This window comes from Streptomyces rimosus (genome assembly GCF_008704655.1).
Taxonomy (GTDB): domain Bacteria; phylum Actinomycetota; class Actinomycetes; order Streptomycetales; family Streptomycetaceae; genus Streptomyces; species Streptomyces rimosus.
The window spans coordinates 5,757,501-5,769,985 of record NZ_CP023688.1 but is presented as its reverse complement, the minus strand read 5'-3'; the positions used below and the strand labels follow the sequence as shown (position 1 = coordinate 5,769,985).

The window sequence follows — 12,485 nt, the reverse complement described above, 5'->3', positions numbered from 1 at the left end:
ACGCCTCAGCACCCGCTCCCGGGCCTGTTTCAGCGCCCACGAACCTCGTCCTCCCGCTCCGCGCCCGCTCCGTTCCCGGCCTCCCGGCTCAGCCCACGCCCAGCACCGTCACCCGACACGCCGCCGCCCGACACTCCGTCGCCCGAACCAGCCGCTCGCCCACGCACGCCGTTCCCCCGCACGTCAGCCTCCCGCGCACCCCCATCACCATCAGCCCCATCAGCCACGCCAGCGCCCGCCTCAGCCGTCCTCTGCCCCTCAGTCCGCGACTCCAGAGGCCACGGTTCCGCCAGCCGCTGCTGCGGCGGGATGGCGGCCGTAGCGGTCCGCACCGCTGCCGCGCCGCGTGGCAGTCCCGAGCCGGCCGCCTCCAGGTTGCGCCGGGAGTCCTCCGGCTCCAGCGATATCGGGGAGCCGCGCAGCGCCTCTCCTGCCGTACGCGGCAGCGTCAGCCGGAACTGCGAGCCGCCGCCCGGCTCGCCCCACGCCTGTAGCCAGCCGCCGTGCAGCCGCGCGTCCTCGACCGCGATCGACAGGCCCAGCCCCGTACCGCCGGTCGTACGGGCCCGTGCCGGGTCCGCGCGCCAGAAGCGGTTGAAGACGCGCGCTGCTTCTCCCGGCTTCAGGCCCACGCCGTAGTCGCGTACGGCGACGGCCACCGCGCCGCCGTTCTTGCCGCCGACCGCGGCCAGCCGCACCACGACGTCCCGGCCTTCGCCGTGCTCCACCGCGTTGACGACCAGGTTGCGCAGCACCCGCTCGACGCGGCGGGCATCCGCCTCCGCGATCACCGGCCGCTCGGCCCCGCGCACCACGAACCGGGTGCCCTTGCGCTCCGCCAGCGGCTCGGCGCCCTCCAGGACCCGGTTCACCACGTCCCGCAGGTCGATCGGCTCGGCCTCCAGGGCGGCGGCGCCGGCGTCGAAACGGCTGATCTCCAGCAGCTCGGCGAGCAGCGACTCGAAGCGGTCGAGCTGCCCGCGCAGCAGCTCGGCGGAGCGCGCGGTCACCGGATCGAAGTCCTCGCGCGCGTCGTGGATGACGTCGGCGGCCATCCGTACGGTCGTCAGCGGCGTCCGCAGCTCGTGCGACACGTCGGAGACGAACCGCCGCTGCATCCGGGACAGCTCCTCCAGCTGCTGGATCTTGACCTGGAGGTTCTGCGCCATCTTGTTGAAGGACTCGCCGAGCCGGGCGATGTCGTCCTCGCCGGTGACCTTCATTCGTTCCTGGAGCAGCCCGGCGGCCAGCCGCTCGGAGATGCCCGCGGCCATCCGTACGGGGGTGACGACCTGCCGGACCACCAGCCAGGCGATCGCGCCGAGCAGCACCACGACGAACACCCCGGCCGTCGCCAGGGTCCCCTTCACCAGGCTGAGCGACTTCTCCTCCTGGCTGAACGGGAAGAGGTAGTACAGCTGGTACGGGTTGCTGTTCACGTCGTTGAGCCGCTTGCCGATGATGATCGCCGGCTCGCCCTCTTCCGACCCGACCCGCTTGATCTGCGTGGACTGGCGGAAGGTGCCGGTCTTGGTGTCCAGCATCCGGCGCATCTCGGCGGGCACGCTGCGTTCGGGGTCGACGTCCCCGGAGGCGCGCGGACCGCGGGTGTCCGGGTTGCTGTCGCCGAAGGGCTCCTCGACGGCCGATCCGGAGCTGAGCGCCACCACGGAGAAGACGCCCTGGCCACCGCTGGCGAGCTGTTCGACCAGGCTGGTCAGCCAGGTCGCGGAGTCCTGCGAGCCGCGGTTGCCGGACCGTACGGGGTCGTCGCCGCGGCTGTCGGTGGCGCCGTCGGCCAGTTTCTGCGCCACCGCGAACCCGCCGGCCGCCTGGCTCTGCGCGGCCTGCCGCTTGGCCTCCAGCAGCCCGTTGCGGACCTGTCCGATGACCACGACGCCGAGCAGCAGCACCACGCCCAGCGACATCAGCAGGGTCGTGGCGACCACGCGGAGCTGGATGTTGCGGCGCCAGAGGCGCAGCGCGGGCAGCAGCGGACGGCGAATCCAGCGGCCGAAGAGGCGCAGCATGGGGTGGACCGGACCGGCGGTGGCACCGTCGGACAGCAGGCGCGCGGGCATCGCCCGGAGCCGGTCCCCGGGCCGCTCCGACCGTCCCGGCCGGGCGGCGGGCCGCGCCGCACCACTTGCGGGACGCTCAGCCGCCCGCACGGCGCGTATGCGGTCCTCCGACCGCTCCGAACGCTCCGGCTTCTCGCCTTTCGCGCCCTGCCCGGACGCCGTCCCGTTGGCCTGCCCGTTCGTCCCCCCGGTCAGCCGCGCACGAAAAAGCTGGAAAAGCGACATATCGCCTGCCGTACGGACGGTCCGCCCCTGCTCGTCCGCCGGGGCCGAACCGTCCCGGGACATGTCAGCTGGGCCCGGCCTTATAGCCGACGCCGCGCACCGTCACCACGATCTCCGGGCGCTCCGGGTCCTTCTCGACCTTGGAGCGCAGCCGCTGTACGTGCACGTTCACCAGCCGGGTGTCGGCGGCGTGCCGGTAGCCCCAGACCTGTTCGAGCAGCACCTCGCGGGTGAACACCTGCCACGGCTTGCGGGCGAGCGCCACCAGCAGGTCGAACTCCAGCGGCGTCAGCGCTATCGACTGGCCGTTGCGCTTGACCGAGTGGCCCGCCACGTCGATGACGAGGTCACCGATGGCCAGCTGCTCGGGCGCCGGCTCCTCCGAGCGGCGCAGCCGGGCCCGGATGCGGGCCACCAGCTCCTTGGGCTTGAACGGCTTGACGATGTAGTCGTCCGCCCCCGACTCCAGGCCGACCACCACGTCGACCGTGTCACTCTTCGCGGTCAGCATGACGATCGGTACACCGGACTCGGCCCGGATCAGCCGGCACACCTCTATGCCGTCCCTCCCGGGCAGCATGAGGTCGAGCAGCACGAGGTCCGGCTTGGTCTCCCGGAAGGCGGCAAGCGCCTTGTCCCCGTCGGAGACGAACGACGGTTCAAAGCCTTCGCCGCGCAGCACGATGCCGAGCATCTCTGCCAGTGCGGTGTCGTCGTCGACGACCAGGACGCGTCCCTTCATTCGGCCATCATCCCATTACCTGATCGTGACTTACCCAATCGTGACGTGGAACACAGCTCCGCGAGGCCACCCGGAGTGACCGGCGAGGCCACTCCGGCCTCCGTGACGATGGCCGTCACCAGGTCGGCCGGCGTCACGTCGAAGGCCGGGTTGTAGGCCAGCGCGCCCAGCGGAGCCACCGGCACCCCGGTGCCGGCCTCCGTCCCGGCGCCGGGCACGTACGGTGCCGCGATTTCCGTCACCTCGTGCCCGGGCCGCTGCTCGACCTCTATGAGCGCGCCGTCCGCCGTCGCCAGGTCCACCGTGCTCGTCGGCGCCACCACGATGAACGGTACGTGGTGGTAGCGGGCCAGCACGGCCAGCGGGTAGCTCCCCACCTTGTTGGCGACCGAGCCGTCCGCCGTGATCCGGTCCGCGCCGATCAGTACGGCATCCACCTCCCCCGCCGCGAAGAGCGATCCGGCCGCCCCGTCCGCGAGCAGTGTGTACGGCATGCCCGTACGCGCCGCCTCGTACGCGGTCAGCCGCGCGCCTTGCAGGAGCGGCCGCGTCTCGTCGACCCACAGCCGCCGCAGCTCGCCGGCCCGGTGCGCCGCCAGCGCCACCGCCAGGGCGGTCCCCTCGCCACCGGACACCAGGGCTCCGGTGTTGCAGTGGGTGAGTATGCGGTGTCCGCCACCGGGCAGCAGCTCGCCCAGCAGCGCCAGTCCGTGCGCGGCCATCTTGGTGCTGGCTTCGGCGTCCTCCGCGTGGACGGCCCGCGCCTCGGCCAGTGCCGCGGCGGCGGCCAGTTCGCGGTCCGCCCCGCCCTCGACCGCGGTCCGGTACGCGTCGGCGGCCCTGCGCACGCCGTATCCGAGGTTGACCGCCGTCGGGCGGGCGTGCGCCAGGGTGTCGGCCGCGTCGGCCACGTCGAATCCCCGTGCCGCGGCGAGGGCGACTCCGTACGCCCCGGCGATGCCCAGCAGCGGAGCGCCGCGCACAGCCAGCGTGCGGATCGCCTGCACCAGCGCCGGAACGTCCGTACACACCAGTTCGATCTCTTCGGTCGGCAACCGTGTCTGATCGAGGAGGACCAGTACGGGTCCCTCGGGAAGCTCCTCCCAACGCAGTGACGGAACCACGGGAGCGTCGGCGCCCGCCTCGGACTTCTCGTAGCGATCGGCCATCCGCCCAGTCTGCCGCCGACGACGGGCGGAGCAGAAGGGTTCCCCCGTGCAAGGGCGCCCCTCCGGACAAGGGCCCGGGGACGCGCGCTCCCGTGCCATGACACGATGACAGGCACTGCGGACGTCGGACCCCGGCCGTTCGAACGGGCGGGAATCAAGAAGGAGCGACGATGAACAACTCTCCGGGCTGGGCCTCGCCCGGATCCTCCCCTTCCGACGAGCCGGACCGCACCGCGCAGGACCGGCCCGCCGCCGACCAGGCCGGAGCGGACGCCCCGGCCGCACCGGCCGGCTCCACCGGTACGGCAGGCCCTGCGGAACCCGCGGGCCCGGCCGGCGCCGGCGCGTCCGGCGACTCCTCGGTCCCGCCGCAGTGGTCCAAGGAGCAGCCTCCCGCCGGCCAGTGGTCCGCGCCCGCCGGCGGCACCGGCCGCGGCGGGCAGGGCGGGCCCGGCGGACAAGGCGGCTGGGGCGGACAGCAGCCCGGCTGGGGTGGCCACCCCGGCGGGGGCGGTCAGCCGGGCTGGGGAGGAAGGCCGGGCTGGGGTGCTCCCTGGGCGCCGCCGCCCGCCGCGAAGCCGGGTGTGATCCCGCTCCGCCCGCTGGGCGTCGGCGAGATCCTCGACGGCGCGGTCTCCACCATGCGCGCCCACTGGCGCACCGTCCTCGGCATCTCGCTGGTCGTGGCAGTCATCGCGCAGGCCACGAACACGATCGTCACCGGCCTCTGGTTGCGCGGCGCCGGGGACTTCTCCGCGCTGGACAACAACCCCGACGCCTCCCTGCGCGAGGCCCTGGACGCGGTCGACAACACCCTCATCGGCAGCGCCGTCACCTCGCTCATCGGGCTGCTCGGCACGATCATCGTCACCGCGCTGCTCACCATCGTCGTCAGCCGGGCCGTCCTGGGACGTTCGGTGTCGACGGGCGAAGCCTGGCGGGACGCGCGGGGCCGGCTGCCGCGGCTGCTCGGGCTGCTGCTCCTGCTGCCCCTGGTCTTCTCGGTCGTCGTCCTCCTGGGCATGGTGCCCGGCATCATCGTCACCGCGGTGGGCCCGGCCGCCGTCGGTGTCCCGCTCACCCTGCTCGGCGGGCTGGGCGCGCTCGTCGTGGGCGTCTGGCTGTGGGTCCGCTTCAGCCTCGCCGCCCCGGCGCTGATGCTGGAGAAGCAGGGCGTCATCGCCTCCATGCGGCGCTCGGCCAAGCTGGTGCGGGGCGCGTGGTGGCGAGTCCTGGGCGTGCAGCTCCTGACGTACGTGCTGATCGCCCTCGTGGGGATGATCGTCCAGATTCCGGCCACGATCGTCGCCGTTCTCGTCAGCGGCGAGAGCCTGACGGCGTGGACCCAGGGCACGGGCGGCACCAGCTGGACGTTCCTGATCGTGCTGGGCATCGGTTCGGTGATCACTTCCGCGGTCACCTACCCCATCAGCGCGGGAGTCACGGCGCTCCTCTACATGGACCAGCGGATCCGCCGCGAGGCCCTCGACCTGGAACTCGCCCGCGCCGCCGGCCTGCCCGGCTACGGTGCGGACGTCCCCGGGCAGCAGGCTCCCGGCCCGCACGGCACCGGGCCGGACAGCGCCGGCCAGGGCCCCGCCGGCTCCACACCGGGAAGCTGATGCGGTGACGGTTGGGGGGAGGACTGCCGTGCTCGCCCGTCTGATGACGGGCTCCGGCGATGACGGACCGGTGACGATCCCGCGTGGGCCCGCCCGTGAGGCGGCCGAGCGCGAGCTTTCCGATCCGCGGTACCACCAGAACGACCCGAATCTGCTCCAGCGTGCCCTGAACTGGTTCTGGGAGCGCATCGGCGATCTCTTCGACGCCGCTGCCGGAGCCACGCCGGGCGGCTGGGCCGGGCTCATCGCCGTCGTCCTCGTCGTCGTGCTGCTCGCCGTCGCCCTGCGGCTCCGGCTGGGCGCTCTGCGCCGTACCCCCACGTCCGGAGGCGGCGCACTCTTCGGGGACCGTCCCCGTACGGCCGCGGAACACCGTGCCGCCGCCGAACAGCACGCTGCCGACAGCCGCTGGACCGAGGCCGTGCAGGAGCGGATGCGGGGCCTCGTCCTCGCCCTGGAGGAACGGGCCCTGCTCGCCCCGGGGCCCGGGCGTACCGCGGACGAGGCCGCGACGGAGGCGGGCCGGATGCTGCCGGCCCACGCCGAGCGCCTGCGCGCGGCGGCCAGGACCTTCGACGACGTCACGTACGGCGGGCGTCCCGGTACGGAACGGGAGTACGCCCTGCTGAGCAGCCTCGACACCGACCTGCAGCACAGCAAGCCCCAGCCGGCCAGTGCCGCGACCGCCCTCGACGGGAGCGGCACATGAGCGCCACCACGACTGCCACGACCTCTCTCGCGCCCACCGGGCGCCGCCTGTGGACCCGCTCGCGCGGGCTGCTCGCCGGTCTTCTCGTCCTCGTCCTGGGCGGGGTCGGTCTCGCGCTCCTGCGCTCCGGGGACCAGCACGGACGCCTCGACCCCCGGTCGGTGGACCGCTACGGCAGCGGCGCCGTCGCCACGCTCCTCGCCGACCGCGGTGTCGACACCCGCGTCGTGACCACCACGGACGAGGCGGCCGCCGCGGCCGGGCCCGACACCACCGTCCTGGTCGCCGATCCCGATCTGCTGACCCGCGGTCAGCTGGGCACCCTCCACCAGGCCACCGGACGCGCGGCCGGCCGCACCGTCCTGCTCTCCCCCAGCTCGCCCGCACTGGACGTCTTCGCTCCCGGTACCGAGGCCGGAGCGCCCGCCGAGGTGCGGCCGCTCGATCCGAACTGTGCGCTGCCCGCCGCCCGGAGCGCCGGCGACGCGGAACTCGGCGGCCTGCGCTACTCGACCTCCGCCACCGGCGCCGACCGCTGCTACCCCAGCAGCGGCAAGGCCACCCTGCTGCGTCTGCCGACCGAGGCCGGCGGCGACACCGTGCTTCTCGGCGCCCCCGACATCCTCTACAACCACCGTCTCGCCGAGCGCGGCAACGCCTCGCTCGCCCTGCAACTGCTCGGTTCGCACAAGCATCTGGTCTGGTACCTCCCCTCCGTCAGCGACCCTTCGTCCACGCAGGACGGCCGGCGCAGCTTCTTCGACCTCATCCCCGCCGGCTGGAACTGGGCGCTGCTCCAGCTCCTGATCGCCGCCGCGCTCGCCGGCGTCTGGCGGGCCCGCCGGCTCGGCCCGCTCGTCCCCGAGCGCCTGCCGGTCACCGTCCCCGCCGCCGAGACCACGGAGGGGCACGCCCGCCTCTACGAGCAGACCGGCGCCCGCGACCGGGCAGCCGCCGTCCTACGGGCCGCCGCCCGCACCCGGCTCGCACCCCTCACCGGCGTGTCTCCCACCCACGCCCACACCCCCGACATCCTCCTTCCGGCCGTCGCCGCGCGGCTGCCCGCGGACGCGGCATCCGGCACGGCCCTGCACTCCCTCCTCTTCGGCCCGCCGCCCGCCGACGACAAGGCCCTGGTCACCCTGGCCGACCAGCTCGACAACCTGGAACATTCCATCCTGTCCCCAGAGAGGCACGACCCCCGTGAGCACCCCGACAGCTGACAGCGCCCGAGCCTCCCTGGAGGCCGTACGCACCGAGATCGCCAAGGCCGTCGTCGGCCAGGACCCGACCGTCACCGGCCTGGTCGTCGCGCTGCTCTGCCGCGGTCACGTCCTCCTCGAAGGCGTCCCCGGCGTCGCCAAGACCCTGCTCGTACGCGCGCTTTCGGCGACCCTGGAACTCGACACCAAGCGCGTTCAGTTCACCCCCGATCTGATGCCGAGCGACGTCACCGGCTCGCTCGTCTACGACTCGCGCAGCTCGGAGTTCTCCTTCCAGCCCGGCCCGGTCTACACCAATCTGCTGCTCGCCGACGAGATCAACCGCACCCCGCCGAAGACCCAGGCGTCCCTGCTCGAAGCCATGGAGGAGCGCCAGGTCACCGTTGACGGGACGCCTCGCGCCCTGCCCGAGCCGTTCCTCGTCGCCGCCACGCAGAACCCCGTCGAGTACGAGGGCACCTATCCGCTGCCCGAGGCCCAACTCGACCGATTCCTGCTCAAGCTGACGGTGCCGCTGCCCGCCCGCCAGGACGAGATCGACATCCTGTCCCGGCACGCGCAGGGCTTCAGCCCGCGCGACCTGGACGCGGCCGGCCTGCGTCCTGTCGCGGGCCCCGCCGATCTCGAAGCGGCCCGGGCCGCGGTGGCCAAGACCGCCGTATCCCCCGAGGTCACCGGTTACATCGTCGATATCTGCCGTGCCACGCGCGAATCCCCCTCGCTCTCCCTCGGCGTCTCTCCCCGAGGCGCCACTGCGCTGCTCTCCACCTCACGGGCCTGGGCCTGGCTCACCGGCCGCGACTACGTCATCCCCGATGACGTGAAGGCCCTTGCCCTGCCCACACTCCGGCACCGCGTCCAGCTCCGCCCGGAGGCCGAGATGGAAGGAGTCACCGCCGACTCCGTCATCAACTCCGTCCTCGCCCACCTTCCCGTCCCCCGCTGAGACCAGCCGTGGCCCTGACCGGACGCACCGCACTCGTCTCCGCCCTCGGAGCTCTCTTCGTCGGCCTCCTGCTGCCCAGCTGGACCGGCATCCTCACCGTCCAACTCGCCCTGCTGCTAGCAATTTTGTGCGACCTGGCGCTCGCCGCGCCAGTGCGGAAGCTCCAGTTCACCCGAACCGGTGACACATCCGTTCGACTGGGTCAGGCGGCACAGACGCACCTGACCATCAGCAATCCGGACCGCCGCCTGCTGCGCGCCCAGCTCCGCGACGCATGGCCGCCCAGCTCCTTCCGCCCCGGCACGGAGGCCCCGGCCTCCCGCCACCGCCTGCGCATCCCCGGCGCCGAGCGCCGCCGCGTCACGACGGCGCTCCACCCCACCCGCCGCGGCGACCACCACGCCGTCCGTGTCACGGTCCGCTCCTACGGCCCGCTCGGTCTGGCCGCCCGCCAAGGCAGCCACCACGTCCCGTGGACCATCCGCGCCCTGCCGCCCTTCACCAGCCGCAAGCACCTGCCCGGCAAGCTGGCCCGGCTGCGCGAACTGGACGGCCGGACGAGCATCCTGACGCGCGGCGAGGGCACCGAATTCGACAGCCTCCGCGACTACACGCCCGGCGACGACACCCGCTCCATCGACTGGCGCGCCACCGCGCGCCGCCAGACCGTGGCGGTCCGCACCTGGCGCCCGGAACGCGACCGGCGCATCCTCCTGGCCCTCGAGACCGGCCGCACCTCGGCCGGCCGGGTCGGCGACACGCCGCGGCTGGACGCTTCCATGGACGCGGCACTGCTGCTCGCCGCCCTCGCCTCCCGTGCCGGCGACCGCGTCGACCTCCTCGCGTACGACCGCCGGGTACGGGCCTCCGTCCAGGGCCGCGCGGCCGGTGACCTCCTGCCCGCGCTGACCGAGGCCCTCGCGCCCCTCGAACCCGAACTCGTCGAGGCGGACGCCCGTGGCCTGGCCGCGGCGATCCACCGCAGTACGCCGCGCCGTTCCCTGATCGTCCTCTTCACCGGCCTCGACACGGCCCCGGTGGAGGAAGGACTGCTGCCCGTGCTCCCCGGCCTCACCCAGCGCAACGAGGTCATCGTCGCCGCGGTGGCGGACCCCCGCATAGAAGAGATGGCCGCTTCCCGGCACACGCCCCAGGCCGTGTACGCCGCAGCAGCTGCCGAACAGACCCGCGCGGCCCGCCGCCGCAGCGCCGACCGTCTGCGCAGCCATGGCGTCACGGTCATCGACTCCACGCCCGCGCGTCTCGCTCCCGACCTGGCGGACGCATATCTCTCCCTGAAGGCCGCCGGTCGGCTGTAAGGGCACCAGGGCTGGGCTGAAAGAAGCCTGCTGTGGACGGTCCGCGTCAATGCTCGCGGTCGTGTGCAGCAGGCTTCTTTGCGTATGCCTGCTTGCGTCCGCCTCTGGCGTCAACGTGTGCCCGTGTGCGTGTGCCCGTGTCCGGGCGTAGGGCCGGGGAGAAGCAGTCGGGGCGAGCGTCCGGGCTTGTGGCAGGCCGGGGCGGCGACCGGCAGGCGGTGCTGGGAGCTGCTGGCAGGCCCAGACGGCGGTGGGGTAGCTCAGGCGTAGAAATGGGCGGCTGAGAGCGTTCTGATGGCCCGCTCTTCGGCCTGTTCCCTCTGCCCCGTCCCTTGAACGCAACATGCCCCGCACCGAGTGGTGCGGGGCATGTTCTCCATGATTGGAGAGAAAATAAAAAAGCTCCGGTCCCCGAACCTCTGGTTCGGGGACCGGAGCTGAATAATTGTTCGGCGGCGTCCTACTCTCCCACAGGGTCCCCCCTGCAGTACCATCGGCGCTGAAAGGCTTAGCTTCCGGGTTCGAAATGTAACCGGGCGTTTCCCTAACGCTATGACCACCGAAACACTATGAAGATGAACTCCAGCCAGCAAGGCGAGTTCGTTACTTCAGAACAAACACAGTGGACGCGAGCAACTGAGGACAAGCCCTCGGCCTATTAGTACCAGTCAACTCCAACCGTTACCGGTCTTCCATATCTGGCCTATCAACCCAGTCGTCTACTGGGAGCCTTACCCCATCAAGTGGGAGGGAGCCCTCATCTCGAAGCAGGCTTCCCGCTTAGATGCTTTCAGCGGTTATCCTTTCCGAACGTAGCCAACCAGCCATGCCCTTGGCAGAACAACTGGCACACCAGAGGTTCGTCCGTCCCGGTCCTCTCGTACTAGGGACAGCCCTTCTCAAGACTCCTACGCGCACAGCGGATAGGGACCGAACTGTCTCACGACGTTCTAAACCCAGCTCGCGTACCGCTTTAATGGGCGAACAGCCCAACCCTTGGGACCGACTCCAGCCCCAGGATGCGACGAGCCGACATCGAGGTGCCAAACCATCCCGTCGATATGGACTCTTGGGGAAGATCAGCCTGTTATCCCCGGGGTACCTTTTATCCGTTGAGCGACGGCGCTTCCACAAGCCACCGCCGGATCACTAGTCCCTACTTTCGTACCTGCTCGACCCGTCAGTCTCACAGTCAAGCTCCCTTGTGCACTTACACTCAACACCTGATTGCCAACCAGGCTGAGGGAACCTTTGGGCGCCTCCGTTACCCTTTAGGAGGCAACCGCCCCAGTTAAACTACCCACCAGACACTGTCCCTGATCCGGATCACGGACCCAGGTTAGACATCCAGCACGACCAGAGTGGTATTTCAACAACGACTCCACCATGACTGGCGTCACGGCTTCACAGTCTCCCACCTATCCTACACAAGCCGAACCAAACACCAATATCAAGCTATAGTAAAGGTCCCGGGGTCTTTCCGTCCTGCTGCGCGAAACGAGCATCTTTACTCGTAGTGCAATTTCACCGGGCCTATGGTTGAGACAGTCGAGAAGTCGTTACGCCATTCGTGCAGGTCGGAACTTACCCGACAAGGAATTTCGCTACCTTAGGATGGTTATAGTTACCACCGCCGTTTACTGGCGCTTAAGTTCTCAGCTTCGCCCCACCGAAATGGAGCTAACCGGTCCCCTTAACGTTCCAGCACCGGGCAGGCGTCAGTCCGTATACATCGCCTTACGGCTTCGCACGGACCTGTGTTTTTAGTAAACAGTCGCTTCTCGCTGGTCTCTGCGGCCACCACCAGCTCACACCGCAAGGGTGATCACCAGCCGTGGCCCCCCTTCTCCCGAAGTTACGGGGGCATTTTGCCGAGTTCCTTAACCATAGTTCACCCGAACGCCTCGGTATTCTCTACCTGACCACCTGAGTCGGTTTAGGGTACGGGCCGCCATGAAACTCGCTAGAGGCTTTTCTCGACAGCATAGGATCATCCACTTCACCACAATCGGCTCGGCATCAGGTCTCAGACTTCATGCACGACGGATTTGCCTACCGTGCGTCCTACACCCTTACCCCGGGACAACCACCGCCCGGGCTGGACTACCTTCCTGCGTCACCCCATCACTCACCTACTACCACCTTGGATCAGCGGCTCCACCACTCCCCTTTGTCCGAAGACTCCAGGGCGGCTTCACGGCCTTAGCATCAGAGGATTCGATGTTTGGCGCTTCAAAGCGGGTACCGGAATATCAACCGGTTGTCCATCGACTACGCCTGTCGGCCTCGCCTTAGGTCCCGACTTACCCTGGGCAGATCAGCTTGACCCAGGAACCCTTAGTCAATCGGCGCACACGTTTCCCACGTGTGTATCGCTACTCATGCCTGCATTCTCACTCGTGAACCGTCCACAACTACCTTCCGGCGCTGCTTCACCCGGCACACGACG

At 70.5% G+C, this 12,485-nt stretch carries 8 protein-coding genes and 2 rRNA genes (1 of these 10 only partly in view); 5 read left to right on the top strand and 5 right to left on the bottom strand.

Translation table 11 applies throughout. The annotated features are described in order from the left end of the window. Positions 1 to 29 precede the first annotated feature (29 nt). The 3 genes from mtrB to mtnA form a co-directional block, all read right to left on the bottom strand. The gene (gene mtrB / locus CP984_RS25030) at positions 30 to 2,081 is read right to left on the bottom strand and encodes an MtrAB system histidine kinase MtrB (protein ID WP_003982194.1); all 2,052 of its coding nucleotides are present in this window, start codon (positions 2,079 to 2,081) and stop codon (positions 30 to 32) included. Between the two features lie 289 nt (positions 2,082 to 2,370). Beyond that, entirely contained in the window at positions 2,371 to 3,048 is a 678-nt protein-coding gene (gene mtrA, locus CP984_RS25025; RefSeq protein ID WP_003982195.1) for a two-component system response regulator MtrA, read from the bottom strand. Further along, positions 3,045 to 4,217, bottom strand: coding sequence for an S-methyl-5-thioribose-1-phosphate isomerase (gene mtnA, locus CP984_RS25020; RefSeq protein ID WP_003982196.1), 1,173 nt, complete (start codon positions 4,215 to 4,217; stop codon positions 3,045 to 3,047). The genes mtrA and mtnA overlap by 4 nt, the downstream gene beginning before the upstream one ends. A gap of 170 nt (positions 4,218 to 4,387) precedes the next feature. Between mtnA and CP984_RS25015 the strand changes: the two genes are divergently transcribed. Genes CP984_RS25015 through CP984_RS24995 form a run of 5 tightly spaced genes read left to right on the top strand, consistent with a single transcriptional unit; the run spans position 4,388 to position 10,036 of the window. Next, positions 4,388 to 5,839, top strand: a complete 1,452-nt coding sequence (locus tag CP984_RS25015) for a DUF7544 domain-containing protein (RefSeq protein WP_003982197.1) — start codon at positions 4,388 to 4,390, stop codon at positions 5,837 to 5,839. 28 nt (positions 5,840 to 5,867) lie between these two features. Continuing rightward, on the top strand, positions 5,868 to 6,548 hold the full coding sequence (locus CP984_RS25010) for a DUF4129 domain-containing protein (protein ID WP_003982198.1): 681 nt from the start codon (positions 5,868 to 5,870) through the stop codon (positions 6,546 to 6,548). Beyond that, positions 6,545 to 7,771 carry a DUF4350 domain-containing protein gene (locus CP984_RS25005; RefSeq protein ID WP_003982199.1) on the top strand — a complete coding sequence of 409 codons (1,227 nt, stop codon included), beginning with the start codon at positions 6,545 to 6,547 and terminating at the stop codon, positions 7,769 to 7,771. The genes CP984_RS25010 and CP984_RS25005 overlap by 4 nt, the downstream gene beginning before the upstream one ends. Next, positions 7,752 to 8,717 (top strand): AAA family ATPase, encoded by a 966-nt coding sequence (locus CP984_RS25000; RefSeq protein ID WP_003982200.1) that lies wholly within the window; start codon positions 7,752 to 7,754, stop codon positions 8,715 to 8,717. Before CP984_RS25005 ends, CP984_RS25000 begins: the two co-directional genes overlap by 20 nt. 8 nt (positions 8,718 to 8,725) lie before the next feature. Next, positions 8,726 to 10,036, top strand: coding sequence for a DUF58 domain-containing protein (locus CP984_RS24995; protein WP_003982201.1), 1,311 nt, complete (start codon positions 8,726 to 8,728; stop codon positions 10,034 to 10,036). Positions 10,037 to 10,483: 447 nt separating this feature from the next. On the opposite strand, the gene rrf is transcribed toward CP984_RS24995, so the two are convergent. Together rrf and CP984_RS24985 are read right to left on the bottom strand one after the other, a co-directional pair. Beyond that, positions 10,484 to 10,600 (bottom strand): 5S ribosomal RNA (gene rrf / locus CP984_RS24990). 74 nt (positions 10,601 to 10,674) lie between these two features. Continuing rightward, a 23S ribosomal RNA gene (locus CP984_RS24985) occupies positions 10,675 to 12,485 on the bottom strand (it continues 1,311 nt past the right edge of the window).

Bases quoted from the DNA above. Each gene is read 5' to 3' on its own strand.
- mtrB (WP_003982194.1), bottom strand. From the start codon at position 2,081: ATGCCCGCGCGCCTGCTGTCCGACGGTGCCACCGCCGGTCCGGTCCAC.
- mtrA (WP_003982195.1), bottom strand. From the start codon at position 3,048: ATGAAGGGACGCGTCCTGGTCGTCGACGACGACACCGCACTGGCAGAG.
- mtnA (WP_003982196.1), bottom strand. From the start codon at position 4,217: ATGGCCGATCGCTACGAGAAGTCCGAGGCGGGCGCCGACGCTCCCGTG.
- CP984_RS25015 (WP_003982197.1), top strand. From the start codon at position 4,388: ATGAACAACTCTCCGGGCTGGGCCTCGCCCGGATCCTCCCCTTCCGAC.
- CP984_RS25005 (WP_003982199.1), top strand. From the start codon at position 6,545: ATGAGCGCCACCACGACTGCCACGACCTCTCTCGCGCCCACCGGGCGC.